Genomic DNA, 24,346 nt, shown 5'->3' with positions numbered 1-24,346 from the left:
TCTGAAATACAAAGCAAGTAATTTGAGATGAAAAACGCATTTGCCAATTCAAATCTTCATAGCCGAAAGCATTCTCACAGCCAAACTGCTGTAAAGTTCCAAAAACTAGTTGTATTTGGCATGGGTAATATTAACTTAGCACTACCCAGCGATGCCGTATTTAAAGTAACTAACCAAGTGCCAGTTTACGGATCTGGATTTAACGGTGTAGGGCTGGCACATTTTGGCGATCGCCAGATTACCATTGTTGAGCTACATCGGCGCTTTTTTACAGCCAAAGGGAAATACTTAATCATTGTTGAGAACAAAGTAGGAGAACTTTATGGTATTCCAGTTGCATCCGTTCCGACTTTGATAGATGTCCCGTTATCGAGAATTCAAGTTTTGCCAGACTCATATCGTCACGCAGATTTACTAGCGATCGCCACTCATGTTTGTCACATTCCGCAAGCCGAAACGTCCTTAACAGTCTTCTTGCTAGATGTCGATCAACTCTTGCCATCTTCCTGAATTTGCCTCTAAGTATAATCAAGTAACAAAGGAATACAACAGTGAAAGCTCCATTACCTAGTAACGAGGAAGCTAGGCTTAAAGCCCTACGCGAGTATAAAATTCTCGATACCGATCCCGAACAAGCATTCGATGACTTGACTCGTTTAGCTTCGCAAATTTGTGAAACTCCAATCGCGGTAGTAAGTCTAGTCGATTCTGATCGACAATGGTTCAAGTCGAAGTTAGGCTTAGATGCTTCAGAAACCTCTCGCGACGTTGCTTTTTGTGCGCATACAATCCTCCAAAGTGATTTGTTTGTTGTTCCAGATGCTCAGCAAGATATGCGCTTCTCTGACAATCCTCTGGTAACATCAGGTCCTCAGATTCGATTTTATGCTGGCGCGCCATTATTGACTTCAGAAGACGTTGCTGTTGGTAGCTTATGTGCAATTGACTATGTGCCTCGCAATTTGACTCCCCAGCAACAAGAAGCACTAGAGATTTTAGGTCGTCAGGTTGTCACGCAACTGAAGTTACGCCGCAACATAGCTGAATTAGAAGCAACACTCCGACAACGCCAAGAAACCGAACAAGCTCTTAGAGCAAGCCAAGAACAATATCGCAGTTTGCTGGATCTTTCTTCAGAAACAATTGCTGTCCATGTTGCAGGAAAACTGGAATATATCAATGCTGCGGGAGCAAGGCTTTTTGGTGCAGTTACTCCAGACCAACTTATTGGCAAGCAACTTTTAGATTTTGTCCATCCAGATTCTAGGGCGGCTGTAGCAACGCGACAAAATCAAGTGCAAGTCAATCAAGCAATTGCTATCAATCAAGAAAAGTTAATTCGGCTTGATAGCCAAGTCATCGATGTTGAGATGACAGAAGTACCAATTATTCATTCGGGTCAACCAGCAACGCAGGTGATGATTAGGGATATTACTGCACTCAAACAGATGAAAGAGGCAATGCTACGTGCAACAGTGGCTGAACTTGCCAAACAAGAACTAGAAAAGGAAATTATTGGACGCAGACAGCTAGAGGAGAGCTTGAAAGAGCAGTAAACTTGTGCGTATGAATCCTTGCCCTCACCCTAAATCCCTCTCCCAAGTTTGAGAGAGGGACTTTAAAAGAAAGCTACCCTTTTGGTCAACATTGAAAAAAGGTTTGGAGATAAGAGGTTTTTAGCATTCACGTACGTTGTACAAGTGATACCTTTGTGTGTCATAGCGGAAATGTGGGTTACGGTCTTCTGCACTCGGCAAGGGTTGTAAATGTTAATGATAATTAAGATACAGCGACCTAAAACAAGTTATGAGTGCAACCACAATTACTGACAATCCATTGCTAATCGGTAAAGATCTTCCTCCATTTGAGCAAATCAAGCCTGAACATGTTGTGCCAGCAATGACACAGTTACTAGGAGAATTGGAAACCGAACTTGCTACATTAGAAGCGAATGTCAGTTCAACTTGGAGTGGTTTAGTAGAGCCACTAGACCGGATTACAGAGCGTTTGCGGTGGAGTTGGGGTATCATTGGGCATTTGATGGGTGTAAAAAATAGCCCAGAATTGCGCGAAGCGTACGAAACCGTACAGCCCAAAGTTGTAGAGTTCTACAACACGCTCAATCAAAGTAAACCCTTGTATGATGCGTTTAACGCTTTACGACACGATCGCTGGGATAGTTTAGATGTTGCACAACAGAGGATTGTAGAAGCAGCGATTCGAGATGCTGAGCTTTCTGGTGTAGGTTTAGAAGGAGAAAAGCGATCGCGCTTTAACGAAATTCAACTGGAACTTGCAGAACTTTCAACCAAGTTTTCTAATCATGTTTTAGACGCGACAAAAGCTTTTAGCCTAACATTGACAGAACAAGACGAAGTTGATGGTTTACCGTTGAGTCTCAAAAGTTTAGCTGCACAAGCGGCGCGGGCTGCTGGTGAAGAAAATGCTACACCCGAAGCAGGTCCCTGGCGGATTACTTTAGACTTCCCCAGTTTTGGTCCTTTCATGCAGCATAGTACTCGCCGCGATTTACGCGAGAAATTATACAGGGCTTTTATTATTCGGGCATCATCAGGTGATTTAGACAACTCGCCGCTGATTGAACGGATTTTGCAACTACGCCAGGAAGAAGCTAAATTACTTGGCTTTGATAGTTATGCGGAGTTAAGTTTGGCGAGTAAAATGGCTCCGAGCATTGAAGCAGTAGAAAACCTCTTAGAGGAATTGCGGAGTGCCAGCTATGATGCAGCAATGCAAGAATTTGAAGAGTTAAAAGCATTTGCAGCGGCTAAGGGTGCGGATAGTGAGTTAAAACATTGGGATATCAGCTATTGGGCAGAACGCCAACGCGAAGAAAAGTTTAACTTTACGGCAGAAGAGTTGCGTCCTTATTTCCCGTTACCACAAGTTCTAGACGGGCTATTTGGCTTAGTTGAGCGTGTTTTTGGTGTAAGTGTGACTGCTGCGGATGGTCAAGCACCAGTATGGCAGCCAGATGTGAGATATTTCCAGATTGCAGATGAAAGTGGCGCGATCGCATATTTCTATCTCGATCCCTACAGTCGCCCTGCAGAAAAGCGCGGCGGGGCTTGGATGGATGATTGCATCGGTCGTGCCAAAATGACTGAAGCAGGAACAACTTTAACTCGTAAACCTGTAGCTTATCTTGTGTGCAACCAAACACCCCCAGTGGATGGCAAACCAAGTTTAATGACTTTCAATGAAGTAGAAACTCTATTCCATGAATTTGGTCACGGTTTGCAGCATATGCTGACGAAGGTAGACTATGCTGGGGCAGCAGGCATTAATAATGTTGAATGGGATGCAGTTGAACTGCCTAGCCAGTTTATGGAGAACTGGTGCTATCACCGCGATACCTTATTAGGAATGGCGAAGCATTATGAAACGGGTGAAACTTTGCCTGAGCATTATTATCAAAAGTTAGTTGCTGCGCGTAACTACATGAGTGGTAGTGCAATGTTACGGCAACTGCATTTCAGCTTGGTTGATCTTGAATTACACAATCGCTATCAACCTAGTGGTAGTGAAACAGTTAATGATATACGCAATCAAATCGCTAAGTCTACTACTATTTTGCCACCGCTAGCAGAAGATGCCTTTTTGTGTGCGTTTGGTCATATTTTTGCTGGTGGATATGCCGCAGGCTATTACAGCTATAAGTGGGCAGAGGTGCTCAGTGCTGACGCTTTTGCGGCTTTTGAGGAATCAGGGTTGGAACCTGAGAAGATTGCTGCTACAGGGAAGCGCTTCCGCGATACAGTGCTGGCGTTAGGTGGTAGCAAGCATCCGATGGAAGTCTTTCAATCATTCCGAGGACGCGAACCTAGTACTGAACCTTTACTGAGACACAGTGGCTTGACTAAAGCAGCTTAGTCTTGAAATTATTAATTGCAACCAAGCGGAACACTTCAGTGTCACCGCTTTTTTATTTGCAAACGATATCACAATAAAAATTAAGTAGTCGATAGCCAACATTATGTTTAACCCACAACAGCAATCTCATCTTACTGTCGAAGCAGCACAGACACTTTTACAAGACTTTAATTGTACTGCTGGTAAAGTCACTTCTGAATCGGAGAAAGCATTGATTCGTCAGGCTGTTTTAGTTGTCAGTCGTTTTTCTGATTACCAAATTTTGGGAATTTGTGCTGATACAGCAACCCAGGGTATAGCAGCTTTGGCAAGTTATGCAAAAGCCTTGGGCTATCAACCTAATCTTGATTTAACTTTGATTGAAGATCCTGTTTATATTAAATTTAATCCAGTGACTAGTTTGTGTTATCTCAATCCTTATTCTGGAGAACATCGAGGTGTACTTGTCTCTTGTCAATCCCCAGAATCAGGAGCAATCAACGAAATGTACGGTCATCTACCGTTAGATTTATTTGAGTAAGTTAGGGGCAGTTTTCAATTGAGGAAACAACTACGCCTTCTGATTATCTCTATTGTGAATGTAATCAGGTTACTGTACTAACAGCAGGCTTTAAATGTATCCTGCTAATCCAAATTATTCACCATATTAGTGGATTTTGTTTTTCTTAAAGGATGATGAAGCGTTTCTATCGACTTGCAGTAGTTGCTTTTGTGTTTTTACTTTTTGTAGTCTTTCCTATGACTGCACAAGCAGCTAGTTCTTCTTCTATTTCTCGTGCTGCGGCTACTGGAGAAGTCATCGGCAAAGATTACTCAGGTCAAAACTTACAAACGGCTGAGTTTGCCAATGCAGATTTAGAAGCAGCTAATTTTAGTAATGCTGACTTACGCGGTGTGGTTTTTAATGGTGCAAAGTTAACAAAAGCAAATTTACGTGGAGCCGATTTTACAAATGGAATTGCCTATATAGTTGACTTTTCTGGGGCTGACTTAAGTGATGCTGTGATGGAAGAGGCTATGATGCTGCGTTCCACATTCAATAATGTTGAGATTACTGGTGCTGATTTTACTAATGCAGTTCTTGACAGAACTGTGGTTAAAAAACTCTGTGCGCAAGCAAACGGGATAAATTCAAAAACAGGAGTGGTGACACGCGATTCGTTGGGTTGCTAAGAGGACTTCGTTGTTTGGGTAGTGGGCGATCGCTTTTTATTGAGTTGAGAGGCGATCGCAGCCACCATATATAACTTGTTATTTACAGCCAACTGTATGAGTCGAATATAATTAACGCATCCACATTGACTAGATTAACTTAATTAATGCTACAGAAAAGCTCTGTAAAACTATTAAATTATCCTATTTATTTTTAATATTCTTTCTCAAACTTTATAAAAGTAAATTTTCTAAATACCTGAACTTAACTGTATCGACAATTAATAAGGCTTTTTATAAGTTTATGTAGAATCTAATTAGTTTTATATATTTAATAGATATTTTTCATTGTCTAGTAGTAACTGTAAGTTTTAGTAATTTGTTTGGTCAATTTCTTATTGAGGAAAATCTGAAAAAATAATATTTTCAAAAGACTAACTCAGTTTTTATTTGCCATACCTCAATATTTTAAGAGGAAAAATAATTTATGAAAACTATTCAAGCTGTTGCCCGTTACTTACCAGAAAAATGTGGCGGAATTCAAATTCGCCTTAGCGAACTTTTACCGTTGCTACAAACGTATGGAGTTGAAAGTAAAATAGCAGCAGCTCAAGATAGTAAATGCGAAAATACTTACATACATAACGGAATAGAAGTGTATCGCTATCCTGTGTTTCCTACGCCAAAGGCAGAACCAAATCATGGAGAATCACCGCATGGTAAATTTGAGTTTTTTGCGCATTGGTTAAAAGAGCAGAAAGCTGATATTTACCATCAACATCAATGGACTCCAAAATGTGGTTTATCGCATCTACGCCTTGCGAAAGAACTTGGTATGGCAACAATTGTATCAATTCGCTTACCGACTCCTGTTTGCCAGCGTGAAACTTTGATGTTAAATGGTCAAGAAGTTTGTGATGGGAAAATCGATGAAGTAAGATGTAGCCGTTGTTGTGGTGTGCCAAAATCTCTTTCAGATGTAGCAATTAGAAACTTGGCTAATACACCTTTATTTATCAGTAATCTGGTAAGTGGGCTGATACATCAATTAGACAAAGTACCAGTTCAAGTTAATACAAATGTAACAGGATTGCTAACTCCACTTTCTCTACCAGCTTACGTAGTTGCTCGCAGAAATGGCTTGTTAGAAATGGCAAAGTTTGCAGATCGCATTGTTACGCTGAGTGAGCGACTATATGAAACATTATTACTTAATGGAGTTCCTCAAGAAAAGTTACTTATTTGTAAAACAGGTGTACCTGATTTTTTCCTAGCATCAAGCCAAAATAAAGAACGAGAAAGTAATAAGACTTTAAAAGTTGTCTTTTTAGGGCGCTGGAATCGTAACAAGGGAATTCATATTATTGTAGAAGCAATCAAATCATTACCCACTAGTGTACCAATTGAATTAACAATTCATGGTAGTGCAGTTGATGAAGAAAAATATAGACAAGAAATCCTCAAGAGTATTGAAAATGAACCTCGAATTCATGTTGCTCAAACTTTGACAAGAGATGAATTACCTACAGTGTTAGCCAAATATGATGTTTTAGCTTTACCGGCACAATGGTTTGATGTCAGACCAATGGCTGTTTTAGAAGCTCACGCTCTAGGGTTGCCTGTATTAGGCTCAGATGTAGGGGGAGTTAATGAACTAATCAAACATAATGTAGACGGTTTATTACTACCTCCTACTAATATTCCAGCTTGGGCAGAAGCACTTAGTTTACTAGCTATAGATATCGATTTCTTGTCTAAACTCCGTAAAGGAATCCAGCCGATCCGAACTATGTCTTTAGAGGCAGCAGATACTGTAGCTATTTATCAAAACCTGTTAGCAAGTAATAAATAAAACAAGTAAAAATAGTCTTTAAGTTAATTTATAACTTCAGCATAAAAACATTTTAAATCACCTTAAAGATTATTGAAAAATTTATGATTGAGTAGAGGATATTATAACTAAACAGCAGAAACTGACGAGCAGGTGTTGTTTCAAATAGCGCTACTTAAAAAATTATCCCACTCAACAAAATTAATCAGTAAATATGAATGCTGTAAAATTCCCCTTTATCTCACAACATTTTCGTTGGCAGGAAGCTGTAATAACTACTTTTTTGGGATGGGTACCCCTATCGGTAGGTAGAGCATTAAGAAGACGAATTTACAGTAGTATTTTTGCGCAATTTGGGAATTCAGTACAGATTAAATCTGGAGTTGAACTGATTCATACGAGTAGAATTGAAATTGGTAATGGGGTAAGAATTGATCGAGGGGTTTGCTTACGAAACACAGGTCAAAATAGTAGAATTCGGCTAAGAGATTTTGTCAAGATTGATTTAGGAGTTATTATCAAAACTCATAAGAGTGGTGATATAGAGATTGGTAATAATACTTATATTGGTCCTTACACCTGTCTATCGGGTAACTATATCAAAATTGGTAGAGATTGCCGAATTGCTTCTCATTTAGGTATTTATGCTAATAATCATAACTTTGGCGATCCCAACCGTACAATTAGAGGGCAGGGAAGCAGTTACGAAGGGATTATCATTGAAGACAATTGTTGGCTGGGTAGTGGAGTTAAAGTATTAGATGGGGTTACTGTTGGTCAAGGTAGTGTAATTGGTGCAGGTGCTGTTGTTACTAAAAACATTCCTCCTTACTCTGTTGCTGTTGGTGTACCTGCTAGGGTGATTAAAAATCGGAGAACACAAGAACAGATAACAACATCTCAGATATCAAAGGAAAATACAGATAATGACGATAACCTAACTATTTGTTCGGATACCAATATAGTCGAAACAGAGAAGACTCAGCATAAAGCCCAACAGTTAGTTCAGAATACTGACTTGAGAAATTCAATGCTTGAAACCCCACTATATCAGCTACTCAATGGAATGCGTCAAATTATAAATATGGACACTGCTACAGTTTTACTGCAAACTCAAGATAAGGAGCAGTTAGCAGTGCATGCTTCTATTGGGTTAGAGGATGAGATTACAGCAGGAATTAGAATCCCTCTAAGGCAAGGCTTTGCTGGTCGTATTGCTGCTGAGTGCCAGTTGATGATTGTAGAAGATCTGTCCACAATTGAGGTTGTGAGTCCTATTCTCCGCAATAAGGGATTACATTCAATGCTTGGTATTCCTTTGCAAGCCGAAGGTGAAGTACTTGGAGTGTTTCATGTCGGTAGCTATGTTACGCGTAAGTTTACTAGAGACGAAGTGAAGCTTCTCGAATATTTTGCTAACTGTCTTGGCTTTGCGATCGCTCGTGCAGAAGGGCTTATAATTCCCTTATGGAAACATCAAGTCCTACCTCAAATTTAGTTTCAACTCAAGAATTTTAATCTAAATAGATTTACGAGCTACATACTCTTCAAAAAAAACTTTATCTATCGTTTATAGTATAGATAGATTTGAGCATCTTTATTAAAGATGTTTATTAACTGAGTAAGAATAAGTTAAAAGCAATCGATAGATAATTAATACATCAATAGTTAACTAACATCACTTTTATAAATCCCCTAAATCCATGCTGCTTGCTATAAAGAGGGAAATCTTCGCAACACAGTTGTTTCCTAAAATTGGGGAATTTTGAAAAGTTTGGTTTTTCCTGTCCTCCTCTCGGTTTCCCCAATCCTGGGTGAGAAGATAAGTAAAAATGACTTTCGGAGAGATAGAGGGTAAATCATACTACTATTCAGTAGCGTCTACCAATCACCATAAATAAAACTCAAAATAGCTAGAAATTTTACTCTGTTTATTTAATAGCAAAACAAAACAACAATAGATTTTTAAAAATTTATTGTTGTAATATTAATACATATATATCTTAAAACAAATTATATGTATTGTAAATGTGCATGGTATGCACTTTCAGAATACGCGATCGCATTTAAAAAAAAATAAATCAAAAAAATGACTAGAAAACTTATGAAAATAGCAAAAAGCCTTGGTTACTTCTATTATCTCAAGTAGCTGAACTATTCTGCACTTTTATGTATCGACATATGGTCTACTCTATTAGATGCTTTAAGTAGATGGAACTCATACTAAGTAACACTAACTCCAACCAGGACATCAGTTTGCTTAACATAATTCAAAGTAGAATCTATTAGCTTTTGAAAATCATTGCTATAGCATTCAAAAAATATATACAAAGCACTATTAATCAAAGTGCTGCTTGTGAATTATTGTCCAAGCATTACAAGTACAATTAATCAACTTTGAGTATAAAAAATTATGTTTATATTTGAAAATACGAAATAGGAGATATGTATGAACAAGCAAAAAATTAAAAAACTACTCCAAAAGGATAACCCAGTTGTGTTAGAAGTAGGAGCTGCTGGTGGCGGAGATTCCCTAGAATTTTTGAAGGAGTTTTCGCAAGTTCAACTATATTGTTTTGAACCTGATCCTCGAGCTATAGCATTGCACAAAAGTCGGGTACAAGATAGCAGATGTCAGCTATATGAAATAGCTATGTCTGATACTAACGGGCAAGCAGAATTTTATCAGAGTAGTGGTCAGCATCCAAAATATACTTCGATTCATGATTGGAGTGCATCATCTTCTCTCAAAGCACCTAAAGAGCATTTGAAGCTATATCCTTGGTGTACATTTGATACAAATATTAAAGTACCGACTTACAAACTAGATACATGGGCTGAAGAGCATCAAATTGGTGAAGTTGATTTTATTTGGGCTGATGTTCAAGGTGCAGAAGAAGAACTCATTAAAGGAGGGCTTAAAACATTGTCTCGCACCAGATACTTTTATACTGAGTATTACAATAAGGAAATATATCAAGGTCAGCCAAATATTGAGAGAATAAAGTCTTTGATTCCAGCTTTTAAAGATATTGAATACTATAAAGGGAATGTACTTTTTAAAAATCTGGATCTAGTCGATAGATAAAAGAGCTTTGTTTTATTCTTCTCAACAGTTTCCAATAATCCTTGATTTATGATAGCCTCCAATTTCAGCTATGTGACTTATTTCAATGGCGACGGGTTGGCAAATCGTTTACGGTTACATTGCTTAGCTTATGCTTATGCATTAAACACAAAACGTAAGCTGATTGTGAATTGGAAGCGTAACAATAATTGCTATGCTACTTACCACGATCTTTTTGTTGGAGGACCTTGTAGCTATGAGTTGTTAGGTCTTGGAGAACGCTTGTTTTTTCGTAGTGTAAAACGATTTGACTGTTACTCTTTTGAAGAGGGTAGATTAACAAATGGTGAGAATGTTGAGTCACTAATAAATCCACCGCATAGAGTTGTATCAGTGAGTAATTTAGAAGCCTCTACAGGTGGTGGTTCTCGGCTTGGTTCATATCATCAAGAAGTCCTTAAAAGTCTTCTACCTCGACCTGAAATTGAAGAAAGAGTTAGCCAATTTATGGCTCAGTTTAAATCTCCTACAGTGGGGATTCACGTGCGACAAGGAGATTTTATAAATAAGTACAACACCGCATTACCTCCAGTAAAACGTTATGTTGCGATCGTGCGGCTACTTGCACAACTCTGGCCAAGTGCAGTTTTTATTCTTGTTAGTGATGGAAACGAAGAAGTACTGATGCCCCTACTTGATACTGGCAAATGCAAAATACGGGAGAAAGTTAATGAACGCCATACTTTAGAGGGCGTACAAGACGCACTTATAGACTTGCTGATATTAGCAAGAACTAATTTAGTCATAAGTACACCTTATTCATCATTTGGTGGCTTTGCTGCGATGCTTGGTAATAAACCCATAGTGAGGGCACAAGAAGATTGGGAAACTCAACTAGTTGAAGCTATAAATCAGAAACTAACTTTCTGCGATCGCCCTAGATAATCTCAACTAGTTTATATTTTTTTTGAAACTGGTAAAGCTAGATTAGTTTACTACAGCATTTACTCTTGTGTAAGTTGCTGCTAGCGAGAAAGTACTCAGTATTCTCCAACTATTCTAAAAATAATACCGCTAAAAAATTGATAGATAAAAAGAGTTTCAATGCAATAATTATGCCTAAAAAAATAAAGCCTACATTAGCATTTTTTGGACATCATAAAGGAGCTACTACTTGGATTATAAATATTCTTAAACAAGTATGTTTTGACTTAGGGCTAAAACACGCTGTAGCTAGTAATTCTAATAAGTTCCAACAGGATTTAAGTAGGTTTATAGATCAGAATAAGATAGGCTTTTTGTTTTATGTAAATGCAGATTATAGATATGTAAGTTCGTTAAGCAATTTCAAAGGATTTCATGTAGTTAGAGATCCTAGAGATGTTATAGTCTCTGGCTACTTTTCTCATCGCTATAGCCATTCAACAGAGAACTGGGAGAAACTCATATTACATCGAGCACAGTTAGAAAAAGCTTCAAAAGAAGAAGGTTTGCTATTAGAGATGGAATTCAGCAGACAGTTTTTAGAGGAGATGTATCATTGGAACTATGATTTGCCTAATGTCCTCGAACTCAGGATGGAAAATATTATCCAAAATCCCTATGAAAGTTTTATAAATATCTTCCAGTTTTTAGAAATCATTGACGATTCTAGAAGCAATACACAAAAGTGTTTAAAGTATTTTTTATCAAAAGCAGTAGTGCGTACGTTTAACAAGTATACATCTTTTCAATTGACTTGCGATCGGATTTTGATGAGCAGATTGTTAGAAATTGTCTACATCAACCGTTTCACACACAAGTCACAAGGTAGACGGCTTGGCGAGGAGGATATCACTAGCCATTATCGTAAAGGAGTTCCTGGTGATTGGAAGAATCACTTCAATTCAGAACATGTGCAATTCTTCAAAGCAAACTACAACGACTTACTGCTCAAACTAGGATATGAATCATGCTTGAACTGGGAGCATACTCCTACTGATACTCGACTACTTTACCCAGTTAACTAGTTTTATTTAACTCAATACAATCATCTCTGAAATTTTCTGTATCGACATACTTGAGTTTTTGAGTGAGGGTTATAAGCAAGTTTTTGTCACTTAACATCTTACTCAACTTCTTCATCCGTGTTACTAAAAACTGTACTACTTTGTACTATTCACAAAAACTGAATTTACAACTTAATCAATCTCATCTCTACTAGGAAAGAACATGACTTTAAAAACATATCAGTATATTGAAGGAAGTTATAATCACTTACAAAGTACGCGACCAAGCGCGTTAGAGATTATTCCAGAAGTCATCAAGCTTGTTCAGCCCACATCAGTAATAGATCTTGGTTGTGGTATTGGTGTATGGCTATCGGTATTTCAAGAATTAGGTGTTGAAAATGTTACTGGTGTAGATGGACATTGGGTAGATCAAAAAAAAATAAAAATTCCGAAAGAAAACTTTATTTCTGCCGATCTTAACCAAACATTTAGTCTTAAAAAAGAGTTTGATTTAGCTATTTCTGTTGAAACAGCTGAACATTTATCAGCTGATAGTGCTGAAACGTTTGTTGAGTCTTTAATTAAGTTAGCTCCAGTTATTCTATTCTCAGCAGCAGTTCCTTTTGTACCTGGAAATATGCATATCAATTGTCAGTGGCCATCTTATTGGGCAAAACATTTCAGTAACAGAGGGTATGTAGCCATTGATGTTATTAGAAGTAAATTATGGTCAAACCCAAGAGTTATGTGGTGTTATTCACAAGGAATTCTTCTGTTTGTGAAAAAGGAATTATTGAGCAATTATCCTTTATTAGAGGCAGAAAAAGTTGAATCTGATTTAACACAACTTGATGTAATTCATCCAACGTACTATCTAAAAATTGTGAAAGAATTAAACTACGAAAAAACACTAAGAAAAAACTCTTCTTTTTTGAGTAAAAAAAATATGTTTAAAAAATTTAAAAATTTTGTTAGAGCATAATGCAGTTGCTCGTGGTAGTTTGTAAATTTTACAGCTACAGGTTCAAACACTTTTTGATATTGCTATTGAGATAGTCTTCCGTAACCTTCTAAATTCTAAGTATGAATAACTATATCAGAACATCACTCAGTCACAGATTATATTTGCAGATGTTGGAGAGCTATTTACACAGTAATAGCCAGATTTCTCTATATCGCAAAGCATTTAGGTACTTTATTAAAATGCTTGCCCTTATAAGTGGTAAGAAGCAAGGTATTCAGTTTCCATCTCGAACGACTGGTGGTTGGCGATGGACATGGCGCTGGCGCTGGGAAATGATTATGGGTTGGTACGAATACGAAACAGTTCAATGGTGTCAGCAGTTGATTAAACCTGGGATGCTTGTCTTAGATATAGGTGCTCATATAGGCTATTTCACCTGGTTATTTTCTGACTTAGTTGGACCTAATGGAAAAGTAATTGCCTTTGAACCTTGTCCTGAAAACTACCCCTTACTATTGCATAATATCAAAGCTAGAGAGTGCCACGTTGCAGAGCCAGTTTGTCAAGCACTCTCAGATAGTATCGGAGAAGTAGAGCTTTTTATTTCTAAGGGAAATTGCACGCATAGTCTAAATGAGCAATGGACCCAGAACGAAGAAGGAAGCGTTAGAGTTCCATGCACCACCGTAGATGCTTATATGTCTGCATTGAAGAATCCTGCAGTGGGCTTTGTGAAGATCGACGTTGAGGGTGTAGAACCTCAGGTTCTGGCTGGTATGGTAGAAACAGTTCGGAGAAATCCAGAACTAGTAATGATAATTGAGCTAAATTCTGAAGCACTTAAGGCTGGTGGACATAGTGCAAAAACACTGATTTCTCAACTAGAATATTTGGGCTTTATACCTAAAGAAATTATGGAAAATGGTCAACTAATATCACCTAGCGAAATCTCTTCTAGAAAAGTCCGAAATCTACTTTGCATTAGAGCTTGATAATGTATTGATAAATCTTTAATGTATTCTAATTTTGTTTCAAAGGAGATACAATGCAATCAAAAATTTTAATATTCTCAATTGCTCAAAATGGTTATGAGTTTACGTATAGTAAGTGTATTAAGAGTCAACAGTTATATGCAAGTAAGAACTCTTATGAATACGTACTTGTTAATCGTCCCTCGTGGGTTCACTCTCCTAAAGAAAGTGCTTGGCTAAAAATTCCTTTAATTGTTAAAGGGTTGAATAGAGGGTATGAATGGGTTGTTTTTATAGATGCAGATGGTGAAATTCGTCCGCAAACACCCAGAATAGAATCTATAGAAGTTCCAGAAAAGTCTATCTATTTAGTACATGGACATTCCGGTAGAATTAACTCTGGAGTAATTATTGTTAAGAATACTGCTGATGCCAAAGAGTTTTTTGAGCAAATTTTAAATACGATAGAAATTGATGTTCCTGAAGAAGATAAAGCACCATATGAGAATGGACATATTATCCATCACGCTAAAAAATCTAGACATGTACAGATCTTAGACCAGCGTTGGAACAATACTGATAACGCAAACCTAAATGATTTTGTTAGGCACTATACTGGTCCCATGAGTCAGTATTACAAAAAGCCGACTTTCAGCCAACTAAAAGTTAGAATTTTTAGATTTCAAATGAAAGTAAATATGCAAATAGCTAAACTAAGTGGCTTTTACTCAAAACCTCATGATTCTTTAAAGTATCGGCTCGAAAAACTTGTTCAGCATTGTCAAAACAATTTTTCAGTTTTTATGTCGGCTGATTGAAGTTATAAGCGGCTGAGCTTCTTTGAGTTTATTTCTTATTATTAAAATTTTTATGTATAGTAATAATTCAAAACTGTTTACAAAAAATATACATCTAGCTTTACAATAGAATTTTATAACATTATGAGTGGACTTACGTAGTTATCTATCACACGTTTTATGCTAGTCAATAGTTAACTGCTGTTCTATTTAGCATTGATTAATGACAGAAGATATCTGAGCTTTTCTGAATTGAAAATATCATGTTTTGACTGCAGTATTCATATAACAAGTTTACTAATGTATGAATCAGAATTTGAAAACAGCATTTTCATCTAAATTACATTAATGAAACTGAAGTGAGGTTGATGATCTGTACTGAATGACCGTCTTTGTTCTCCTATCGAATTACTTAAAAGGAGGAAACTTGAACACAAAGAAAAGCATTTTAATCTGTGGGTACTATGGTAGCTATAACCTTGGTGACGAGGCAATGCTTGCAGGTATGCTTAAGCTATTACGTGAGCTGCAAGATAATCTGCAGATTACAGTTTTTTCTAGAGATACTCAAGATACTACAGCCCGTCATTCTGTTAGAGCAGTTCATTACAGAAATAGTCAATTAAAAATTAAACATAATATAGCACTGCTTCAAAATCAGTTTTTCATATTAGGAGGAGGCGATTTGCTGCGAGATGGCGTTGACCAATCTATTGCAAAAGGTTGGTTGCGTCCCCTACAGCAAGCCATCAGACTTCGCCGTCGCACTCTTGTGTTGGGGATTAGTGTTGGTGAAATTTGGAGAAAGGAAACCCAAGACATGATTCCTCAAGTTCTCAACCGAGTTGATCTCTTGACAGTCCGCGACGCAGATTCCAAATCTAAGCTAGAAAAACTAGGTGTACGTAAATCGATTCATATCATCAGTGATTTGGCGTTGCAGTTTTTACCAGAAACGAGATTACCAAATCAGCCAGTTGAGCGACCTATTCAGATAGGTATTTCTATTCGACCATTAAATTTACGCGGACGATATACAGATGCAGGTATTTATCTGAGATATCAGCAAGAGATGGCTGCGATCGCAGATCTTTTAGTAGAACAGTATGAAGCTACTGTCCATTTTCTACCATTTCAAGCGCTGAAATCCGGCTATCACTCAAGCAATGATGACTACGTTGCTACTTTAGAACTATTGCGCTACAGCCGTTATTCAAACCACTTCGTTGTTCATCGCTCTTTTGAATCTCTCCATACCCTCAATCAACTAATTAGTGAATTGGACTTAGTAATTGGTATGCGCCTCCACTCACTAATCCTAGCGGCTGGTTTAGGTGTACCAGTCATAGCTGCAGAATACGATTCTAAAGTACGTGGATTTATGGAAGAAATTGGTCAAGCGCAGCATTCCATTCCTTTAGAGTACTTTGAGCGCAAGCAGTTACTTTCTAGTATTGATGAGATCTTGGCTAACCCGTTGATGGCTCGTAAGGATGTAGAGACAGGAATTCAAAACTACCGTCAACGCTCGTTAGGAATACAGCAAGCGCTAAGACAAGCACTTGCATAAGGCTAAAGGAACATTTTGTCATTCAGTTATAAGCTGTCTTTTTTGTAAAACCGATTAACACCCCCAAATATTGGAATTTATTAGCATTTTTATGAATACACCTATTAAAGTTATCTATATACTGAGTTTAGGACACAGTGGAAGTACTTTGCTAGATCTCATACTTGGCTCACATAGCCAGATTGAAAGTGTGGGAGAGATCATGGCTTTTGGGAAATATTGGAAATCTTTTTCTGATAATTCATTAAAGTTAGAAGAAAAGGATTGTTGTACTTGTGGATATCATGTCAATGAGTGTGACTACTGGAGTAAAGTTAGATATGAAATGGAAGCAAACTGTGAGGAACTTGGTATAGTACCAAGCTTTAATAGTAAAGAGGAAATCAATGAAAATACCTACTGTCTACTGAAGGCAGTTTTGAAGATATCTGGAAAAAAATAGTATGTGATAGTTCCAAAAATCTTCTTAGATTAAAAAACTATTTGAAATCAGAATTATTTGAAGTTTTTATTTTGCATCTTGTTAGAGATAGTCGCGCAGTAGCATATAGCTGGGCAAAAAAAAGAGTTCATTCTGAAAAAGAAGCACAGTATAGCTATTACAATGTGTTAAAACGTTGGCAAAAGTTTAATATAAATAATTACTCGAGTTTTAGTAATTTTACTAACTACTTTTGTCTAAGGTACGAAGATATTGTAAGTGATACCCCACATACAATATCTAAAATTCTTGAAAAAAATAGTTTGGAATTTGAAAGCGATCAATTACAGTTTTGGAAATTAAAGCATCACAATCTTTATGGTAATCGCATGCGTAGAAGAGGCAATCAGGAAATAAAAATAGATAGTAGTTATTTAGAGAAATTATCACATCAAGAGTGGTGGCTTGGTACTCTTTTGACAGCATCAGGATTAAGATTGTTTGACTATTCTATACAAAGAAAATACCAATTAAAGTAGCTAAGCTACTCACAATCAAGATTCTATTAACTATTTGAGCGCAGGACAAAGATTATGCTTAAACTAACAGTCAATAGACCGTACAAATTGGCTGAAATAAATAAGCCTCATACCACAATTAAAGTGCTAACTCCTCCTGTTTATCCGTTAGAAAATAACTACATATCTTGTTTGTGGTCATCTGTCCGCTCCTATGGAGTAGAAGTCGAACAAATTGAGCTATCCTCAATCGTTATCCAGCTCAAGACGAATCAGAGAACAGGGGATGTATTTCATTTACATTGGATTCAAAGTTGTTATGATTTGACTCCTAACAGAATACCTCAATCCTTATGGTCTACCCTGAAAAACCTGCGCCATCTTTTCTTGCTTAAGTCTCAAGGTTATCAACTTGTCTGGACAGTTCACAACACGCTATCTCATAATTGTAGTGCTCCGCTAATTGAGCGAAGCTTTCGTTGGATTCTGAGCCGCTTATGCAGCGATATCATAGTTATGAGTGAGTATAGTCGGCAGGAATTCGCTCAGATGTATGGACGCACCCATCGAGTGCATATTGTCCCTCATGGTAACTACATCGGCGCTTACCCCAATCAGATCAGTCGTGCAGAAGCCCGCCAGGAACTTGGTATTGCTCCCCACCAGAAGGTTTTACTCCATTTAGGTAAGATAAAACCTTACAAAGGTATTAACCAGCTACTCGCTGTATTTAGGCAGATTAAAGATCCAGATGTTGTGTTAATTATTGCTGGACTCTGTCGCGAACCTGAGCTGCTAGCAGAAATTAAGCAAGCTACCGAAGCAGATTCCCGAATTCACCTACAGCTTGAATTTATCAAAGATGAAGATATCCAAATTTACATGAATGCGTGCGACTGGGTAGTATTACCTTACGAAAAAATCTTGAATTCTGGAGGAGCATTATTGGCACTTTCTTTTGGTCGCCCTGTCATCGTTCCATGTAAGGGTTCCCTAAGCGAGATCATTACTGATGGTAAGCACGGCTTTTGTTATCCTCGCGATCGCGATTTAGGAATAGCAATTAATCGTGCCTTATCAACTCCTGCAGAACACTGGCAGCAAATGTGTACTCAAAGTTATGCCTTAGCACAGAAGTATAATTGGTCTAAGATTGGTAGACAAATTTACAAAATCTATCAGCAAGGTGTATAGTACTATGTATTCAGAATTTGTCTAGGGCATTATCGCAGTTATATGTAAATTAAACTCCTAAGTCAAACATACAGATTTATAATAAATACTTGAATTAATATAGCTTTTATATGAATTTAGATTGAGGAATAACTTTATTTCTGTAGTCATAAATCTTAGTATAGATAAGTGCTAAAACTTCATACATTCGTTTTAGATACATTGATAAAACACAAATATTTTTATTTTAAAGCTAACTTTTATAGTTAAGGTACATAACACTCAAGTAACAAAGGTAACAGCTGAGTCATCAAGTATCTGAGTGTAATCACAAAATTTTATTATAATTATCAAATTAATTAGCCAATTATAATTAACTGATCTAACTATTTTTTATTAACACGAAAATACTTACTTTACTCTACAGATTTATCAAAGTTTTAATAAAGCAAAACTTATGTTTATTCACTTGTTAAGTACCTCTTTATTATTCTAGCCAGGTTGAAAGATCGCGGTGGAGAAGGTCTTGTAAGTGTAATATATCATCGCGGTATATATCAATTAACTGTTTACGTATTTCCAAAGGTAGTTTTGGAGGTTGCACAAAATTAAAATTTCGTATATTGGCATAAACATTATAAATTTGCTTGAGCAAAGCTTCCGAGATAAATGGTTTGATAGTATGACTGAGTCTTCTTGATTTTTCTAAGTAATTATAAATAATTTTATTCTTAGGAATTCCACCTGCATTATAAACATCTAGTGACTTATCTACATGAAAATTTCATCTACGTTCAAAAATAGAAAAACATCTTGTAATAAACTTTCAGTATTACTTTTTAAGTCTTCAAATAGATAAACTTTGAGTTGTTCTTGAGTAAAGAATTGAAGATAGCGTTGTATTTTCTTGTAATACAGACCATTCATCCGAATTGACGAAGAAGTACGAACTGCTTGCTCAAAAACATGTATGGGATCTTGTTTACTAGAGATATCAAACTGCTTACGATATTCCATTAAAAACTTGGAGTATGCTCCTTCAACCGGATCGCGAAGAATAGCAATTAGTTTTACATCTGGTAGGCAAGAATAAATACGTTTCGCTGCTTGTGGATGGTTTAAGTAACTAGTTGATGCTTCTCCAATAGCCGTTTCATTACAAGCTTGTCGGAATAAAGCACAATAATCTTTTAGATTGGTTATAGGTGAAATTTCGGCGATAGGACAACGCTCATCATAACCATAAGAGAAAAAATGTGGTTCCTTTAAGGAACTTAGATAAATTTCTGGGTGTTGTTTAAGATAGTTATAGAGTGTAGTTGTTCCTGACTTATTTGCGCCAATAATCAAAAAATTAGGCATCTTCATAGATCTGTGTCCTCTGGCTGAAAGAGTTTAAATTAGTCATTTGTACTTTTAGTTGACAAACTAAAAGCAAAATTGCAACTAATTACGTCAATACGCAGTGTTATTTATTACTGCGCTTTTACTAGGACAACGTGAAACGAAGTCGACGCCAAACATAATTGGGAATATTACTCATTCGACTTCGGTTAGCAGATAAAGAGCGTATCCCTGCAAATGGCAAAATCATCCAAAACCATACAACCAAAGCATAGGATGCAGAAACTTGTTCATAGTCATATCCAGCCTTGCTTAATAGATTGCCACAAAAGGTTTGTAAACTTCCAATCTCTGTAGGACTAAGTTTGTCTCGCCAACGATATGCAGGTTCACAAGATAATCCTACACCAGGCTGTCTCCAAGCAGACGAGTAGGAACTGTTCACTAAATCAACATCCAACATAGAAGGTTGATATTCTAGCGATAGCCATGCTGTTAAAGCTTGGAGCGTTGCTTCTGGTTCAGTGACTAAGTCTTCAAAACGTTGAATAAATATGCGGCTTTCACCAAATTGTTTGCGGGCTTCCATTGCTGCATTAAAAGCAGCCCTCCAATGCAAGCTATTAAGTGCAAGGTTATAGGAATCTGTAAGTCTACGTTTTTGAGAAGAGTCAGTAGCAACATTCTTCCAGTCACGAGATGAAGCTAACACACCTCCTGGATGGCGAACCATACAAATTACCTGTGCATTAGGATAAAGAGAAAAAATTGTTGATAGTTGAAAAATATGTCTAGGTGTTTTTTCACCGAATCTAGTTTTATTCATTCTTTGAGCGCAAAGTTGGCAGAAAGCCTCAAAATATGAGTCAGTACCGCGACCAATTTGCTGAGCTAATGTCCGTAACTCTATACGCTTCATCCAGCCTTGCTCTGGATCGGACTTGACTCCATAAGATTTGTGGGTGAGAGCTAAAAAATAGTCTTCAGTAAGTTTTACTTCTTCTGAGTTCAAGATTTGTTGTTCGCGACCAGCCATCTTCATGCGTAAATCTTCAAAGTAATGCGTTTCTTTAGCGATCCACACATCTGAATGCTTATTTAAAATCTGACTCATCAATGTTGTACCCGAACGGGGTGTACCAACAATGAAAACCATATTCTTATTAGAAATACTAACTTTGTCTGCTTCCATAATTTCACATCACGAAAAATAAATACTTTTTGCTACTCATAAAACTAGCTACTAAAACTCAAGATCAACTGGAGACTATTAGTAAAAAAGATATTAATAATAGCACTGCAATTATTTGAGAATAAACTACTAAATTTAATAGAAAAATAAAATGATACTACTTAAATAACGCAACTTAAATATAAAAATAGAGGATGAATTTGCTCTTTAAAAAATATTAATGATATTTTTTTATCTCTTGGTATTCTCTGTTTCTCAGGGACATGTACTTTTAATTTTTATATGTTACTGATACTTATATAATCCATGTCACTCAAAAAATATTCAATGTATATAAGTTCAGATATATCTAAGCTGAGTGTATGTTTTTTTCAGCTTATTTTATATATACAATCAAGTAGAAATTTATTACTCAGCTAGAGCTGCATGTGATGTTTGGCTCTTATACAGCTACATCTTTATACTGTAATATTCTTTGTGAACTTGATGTACAAGAAAGTAGAAAAGTTATGTTTGTGAGTTTAATAACACATATAACTACGTACTTGCTGTATTAGTCTCAGAATCATATTTAAACAGAAGTAGGATAATGTTATCCCTGAATTTTTATTGAAAAAATAAGCTAATAGACTGCAGAACTTATCAGTATCGACAAGCTTTAGTTTTCAGAAGATTATCCAGACAAGCAGAAATGTTCTTGCGTAAAGTTTGATAAGGATCAAATAGATCTGCTGCTTAGCAAAGATGTACAAATCAAGTTACATATCAACCAAGAAATATGTAATGGCTTAGATTCATGTTTTTATTGTGCTTTAAAAAAAATAATAGATGTTGAAATTTTATGGTAGCAGCAAAAGAAAAAATCAATATCTTGAATATTGAAATAGATAACCTTACAAAAAGAGAATTGCTAATACAACTTAAATCAGGTGTTGTATTTACTCCTAATGTAGATCATTTAATAAAACTGCAGAAAGACAAAGAATTCTATACAAGCTATTTGATGGCTGACTACAAAATTTGTGATAGCCAAATATTGATGTATGCTTCAAAATTTTTGAATACACCAATTAGAGAAAAAATCTCGGGTTCTGACTTTTTCCCTGCTTTTTATAATTATCATAAGAATAACGAAGACATAAAAATATTTTTATTAGGTGCAAAACCAGGAATTGCTAAAAAAGCACAACAGAGAATCAATCAAAAAATCGGTAGGAATATCATTGTAGGTTACTATTCTCCCTCTTTTGGATTCGAGCATAATAACGAAGAGTGCAAAAAAATTATCGAAGTAATTAATCAGTCAGAAGCAACTGTGCTGGCAATTGGGGTTGGTGCTCCTAAGCAAGAAAAATGGTTGTGTAGATACAAGAATTCCTTACCCAATATTAAAATCTTCCTCGCACTAGGTGCAACTATTGACTTTGAAGCAGGCAACTTAAAGCGAGCACCAAAATGGATGTGTAATATGGGTTTTGAATGGCTACATCGACTGTTGTCTGAGCCTAAAAGATTATGGAAGCGATACTTAGTAGAAGGATTACCATTTTTTTTATTAATTCTAAATCAAAAACTAAATTCGTATAGCCTACAAACAAGTGATGAATAGATTAACGAGTATTAACAAAAAAAAAGTTATTACTTCAATTAACAAGCAGGCAAAATTTAAAAAGACTACAGATGTTCATATTTCTGTTTACTCTGCACCTAAGCGCATCATAGATATTATAGGCTCCCTAATTGGGTTATGTATTACAGGATTTTTGTTTATTCCTATTGCAATTGCTATTAAGTTAGATAGCCCAGGCTCAATACTATTTAGGCAAACTCGTTGTGGTTTACTAGGAAGAAAATTTTGTATTTTGAAGTTTCGCTCTATGGTAGCTAATGCTGAAAAAATGAAAGAATTAGTAGAAAATCAAGCCGTAGGTCCAATTTTTAAAAATAGTAATGATCCTCGAATCACGCGGATAGGGCATTTTTTAAGAAAGACAAGCCTTGATGAGCTTCCACAGTTTTGGAATGTTCTGAAAGGAGAAATGAGTCTCGTTGGAACAAGACCTCCAACCCCTGATGAGGTTGCTCAATATTCTCAGTTTTTTTGGCAACGCTTAAATGTTAAACCTGGTATGACTGGAGAATGGCAAATTAATGGTCGCTCTAAAATCTCTAATTTTGAAGAAATAGTTGAACTAGATCTGCGGTATCAAAAGAATTGGAGTATAGCCTATGATATAAAAATTATTTTTACTACTTTAGTAGTATTTTTTAAGAAAAAACATGATGCTTTTTAACTGATTTTAACTGTGAATTGCATTGAAAGTGATTGAGCTGAAGTAGCAGTTTTTGTAATTGCTTAAGGAGGATTTTTTAGTAATTTGTTCTGCCACTAACCAAGATTTTACTCATGAAAGTAACGGTAATAATTCCTGTATACAAGGTAGAGAAGTACATTGCAGCAACAGTGCGCTCTGTACTGCAGCAGACATATAGCGATTTTGAGTTGCTGATAGTTGATGATGGCTCTCCAGATGCGAGTGTTGAGGTGTGTCAAAACATTTGTGACCCGCGCATCAAAATCCTACGTCAGCACAATCAAGGACCGGCGGCGGCGCGCAACCTGGGAATACGTCATGCGCAAGGTGAATACATGGCTTTTATTGATGGTGACGACCTGTGGTTGCCACAAAAGCTAGAGAAGCACCTCGAACACTTGCACAATTCACCTGATGTTGGTGTCAGTTTTAGCCGCTCTGCTTTTATTGATGAAGCTGGTCACTCTTTAGGCATTTATCAACTACCGACTAAACTTCAAAATATTACTCCAGCATATGTGCTTTGCCGCAATCCTATTGGAAACGGTTCAACCCTAGTAGTACGGCGTGCGGTACTTGAAGCAATCAAGTTTGAGTGCGATCGCAATGGCACAACTGAAGATTGCTATTTTGACCCTCAATTTCGCGGACCAGAAGATGTAGAATGCTGGCTACGAATTGCACTGCAGACTACTTGGCAAATCGAGGGGATTCCAGATGTCCTGACGCTATATCGTGTTAATTCAGGAGGACTTTCTGCCAACTTGTACAAACAGCTAGAGGCTTGGGAGAGAGTGCTAGACAAAACGCGTGATTATGCACCTGAGTTCATCGCGCAGTGGGAAAAGCCCGCTAAAGCTTATATGATCAGGTATTTAGCACGGAGAGCAGTAACACTGCGAGCAGCTTCAATTGCAGTGGAACTTATCCATCGTGCCATGCTCGTATACTGGCGAATTCTACTACAGGAGCCACGCCGCACTTTGCTGACTTGGGGGGCTGCCTATGCACTGTTGCTTTTACCTCAGTTCTTTTACGACCAAATGGAAGCTGCTGCTCTAAAGACTACAGGAATGACTCAAAGACGCCGTATTCTTCAAGACTTATCTGGGGAATCGGTATAGACCATTTCAATTTCTGAGTGCT

Annotated in this window: 21 protein-coding genes and 2 pseudogenes; 21 read left to right on the top strand and 2 right to left on the bottom strand. The window is 36.9% G+C overall.

Going from position 1 to position 24,346, the window contains the following annotated elements; all coding sequences use genetic code 11:
• Positions 1 to 27 precede the first annotated feature (27 nt).
• The 18 genes and pseudogenes from CSQ79_RS02390 (at position 28) to CSQ79_RS02310 (ending at position 18,370) form a co-directional block, all read left to right on the top strand.
• Positions 28 to 510 carry a chemotaxis protein CheW gene (locus CSQ79_RS02390; RefSeq protein WP_099699586.1) on the top strand — a complete coding sequence of 161 codons (483 nt, stop codon included), beginning with the start codon at positions 28 to 30 and terminating at the stop codon, positions 508 to 510.
• A gap of 41 nt (positions 511 to 551) precedes the next feature.
• Positions 552 to 1,556, top strand: a complete 1,005-nt coding sequence (locus CSQ79_RS02385; RefSeq protein WP_099699585.1) for a GAF domain-containing protein — start codon at positions 552 to 554, stop codon at positions 1,554 to 1,556.
• A 250-nt stretch (positions 1,557 to 1,806) separates the two neighbouring features.
• Positions 1,807 to 3,894, top strand: coding sequence for a M3 family metallopeptidase (locus CSQ79_RS02380; protein ID WP_099699584.1), 2,088 nt, complete (start codon positions 1,807 to 1,809; stop codon positions 3,892 to 3,894).
• A gap of 103 nt (positions 3,895 to 3,997) precedes the next feature.
• Entirely contained in the window at positions 3,998 to 4,414 is a 417-nt protein-coding gene (locus tag CSQ79_RS02375; RefSeq protein ID WP_099699583.1) for a DUF1824 family protein, read from the top strand.
• 155 nt (positions 4,415 to 4,569) lie between these two features.
• Positions 4,570 to 5,067: a pentapeptide repeat-containing protein gene (locus CSQ79_RS02370; protein ID WP_099699582.1), complete on the top strand. Its 498-nt coding sequence runs from the start codon at positions 4,570 to 4,572 to the stop codon at positions 5,065 to 5,067.
• Positions 5,068 to 5,533: 466 nt separating this feature from the next.
• The gene (locus CSQ79_RS02365; RefSeq protein ID WP_099699581.1) at positions 5,534 to 6,898 is read left to right on the top strand and encodes a glycosyltransferase; all 1,365 of its coding nucleotides are present in this window, start codon (positions 5,534 to 5,536) and stop codon (positions 6,896 to 6,898) included.
• Positions 6,899 to 7,091: 193 nt separating this feature from the next.
• Positions 7,092 to 7,745: pseudogene (locus tag CSQ79_RS28770) on the top strand (acyltransferase); the annotation flags it as partial.
• Positions 7,746 to 7,907: 162 nt separating this feature from the next.
• The gene (locus CSQ79_RS28765) at positions 7,908 to 8,375 is read left to right on the top strand and encodes a GAF domain-containing protein (RefSeq protein WP_502693903.1); all 468 of its coding nucleotides are present in this window, start codon (positions 7,908 to 7,910) and stop codon (positions 8,373 to 8,375) included.
• 951 nt (positions 8,376 to 9,326) lie between these two features.
• Positions 9,327 to 9,965: an FkbM family methyltransferase gene (locus CSQ79_RS02355; protein ID WP_099699579.1), complete on the top strand. Its 639-nt coding sequence runs from the start codon at positions 9,327 to 9,329 to the stop codon at positions 9,963 to 9,965.
• 48 nt (positions 9,966 to 10,013) lie between these two features.
• On the top strand, positions 10,014 to 10,889 hold the full coding sequence (locus tag CSQ79_RS02350; protein WP_143755411.1) for an O-fucosyltransferase family protein: 876 nt from the start codon (positions 10,014 to 10,016) through the stop codon (positions 10,887 to 10,889).
• Between the two features lie 170 nt (positions 10,890 to 11,059).
• Positions 11,060 to 11,953, top strand: a complete 894-nt coding sequence (locus tag CSQ79_RS02345) for a sulfotransferase domain-containing protein (protein ID WP_143755410.1) — start codon at positions 11,060 to 11,062, stop codon at positions 11,951 to 11,953.
• Positions 11,954 to 12,155: 202 nt separating this feature from the next.
• Positions 12,156 to 12,917: a class I SAM-dependent methyltransferase gene (locus CSQ79_RS02340; RefSeq protein WP_099699576.1), complete on the top strand. Its 762-nt coding sequence runs from the start codon at positions 12,156 to 12,158 to the stop codon at positions 12,915 to 12,917.
• A gap of 221 nt (positions 12,918 to 13,138) precedes the next feature.
• Positions 13,139 to 13,891 (top strand): FkbM family methyltransferase, encoded by a 753-nt coding sequence (locus tag CSQ79_RS02335; RefSeq protein WP_289500333.1) that lies wholly within the window; start codon positions 13,139 to 13,141, stop codon positions 13,889 to 13,891.
• Positions 13,892 to 13,944: 53 nt separating this feature from the next.
• Positions 13,945 to 14,688: a hypothetical protein gene (locus CSQ79_RS02330; protein WP_099699574.1), complete on the top strand. Its 744-nt coding sequence runs from the start codon at positions 13,945 to 13,947 to the stop codon at positions 14,686 to 14,688.
• A 406-nt stretch (positions 14,689 to 15,094) separates the two neighbouring features.
• Positions 15,095 to 16,237 carry a polysaccharide pyruvyl transferase family protein gene (locus CSQ79_RS02325; RefSeq protein WP_289500331.1) on the top strand — a complete coding sequence of 381 codons (1,143 nt, stop codon included), beginning with the start codon at positions 15,095 to 15,097 and terminating at the stop codon, positions 16,235 to 16,237.
• A 91-nt stretch (positions 16,238 to 16,328) separates the two neighbouring features.
• Positions 16,329 to 16,679 carry a hypothetical protein gene (locus CSQ79_RS02320; protein ID WP_099699572.1) on the top strand — a complete coding sequence of 117 codons (351 nt, stop codon included), beginning with the start codon at positions 16,329 to 16,331 and terminating at the stop codon, positions 16,677 to 16,679.
• A gap of 41 nt (positions 16,680 to 16,720) precedes the next feature.
• Positions 16,721 to 17,197: a sulfotransferase family protein gene (locus CSQ79_RS02315; protein WP_099699571.1), complete on the top strand. Its 477-nt coding sequence runs from the start codon at positions 16,721 to 16,723 to the stop codon at positions 17,195 to 17,197.
• A gap of 54 nt (positions 17,198 to 17,251) precedes the next feature.
• Positions 17,252 to 18,370, top strand: coding sequence for a glycosyltransferase family 4 protein (locus CSQ79_RS02310; RefSeq protein ID WP_099699570.1), 1,119 nt, complete (start codon positions 17,252 to 17,254; stop codon positions 18,368 to 18,370).
• Between the two features lie 750 nt (positions 18,371 to 19,120).
• On the opposite strand, the gene CSQ79_RS02305 is transcribed toward CSQ79_RS02310, so the two are convergent.
• Together CSQ79_RS02305 and CSQ79_RS02300 are read right to left on the bottom strand one after the other, a co-directional pair.
• A complete protein-coding gene (locus CSQ79_RS02305; RefSeq protein ID WP_099699569.1) occupies positions 19,121 to 19,717 on the bottom strand; it encodes a sulfotransferase domain-containing protein in 597 nt (198 codons plus the stop codon).
• Between the two features lie 121 nt (positions 19,718 to 19,838).
• A complete protein-coding gene (locus CSQ79_RS02300; protein ID WP_099699568.1) occupies positions 19,839 to 20,885 on the bottom strand; it encodes a sulfotransferase family protein in 1,047 nt (348 codons plus the stop codon).
• A gap of 841 nt (positions 20,886 to 21,726) precedes the next feature.
• Here CSQ79_RS02300 and CSQ79_RS02295 point away from each other — a divergent pair.
• From CSQ79_RS02295 to CSQ79_RS02285, 3 genes and pseudogenes are all read left to right on the top strand, one after another.
• On the top strand, positions 21,727 to 22,494 hold the full coding sequence (locus CSQ79_RS02295) for a WecB/TagA/CpsF family glycosyltransferase (RefSeq protein ID WP_099699567.1): 768 nt from the start codon (positions 21,727 to 21,729) through the stop codon (positions 22,492 to 22,494).
• A 70-nt stretch (positions 22,495 to 22,564) separates the two neighbouring features.
• Positions 22,565 to 23,179, top strand: a pseudogene (locus CSQ79_RS02290) (sugar transferase); the annotation flags it as partial.
• A 113-nt stretch (positions 23,180 to 23,292) separates the two neighbouring features.
• Positions 23,293 to 24,324: a glycosyltransferase family 2 protein gene (locus CSQ79_RS02285; protein ID WP_099699565.1), complete on the top strand. Its 1,032-nt coding sequence runs from the start codon at positions 23,293 to 23,295 to the stop codon at positions 24,322 to 24,324.
• Positions 24,325 to 24,346: the final 22 nt, after the last annotated feature.

Source organism: Gloeocapsopsis sp. IPPAS B-1203, from assembly GCF_002749975.1.
Lineage (GTDB): Bacteria > Cyanobacteriota > Cyanobacteriia > Cyanobacteriales > Chroococcidiopsidaceae > Gloeocapsopsis.
This window is presented reverse-complemented; position numbering and strand designations above follow the sequence as displayed.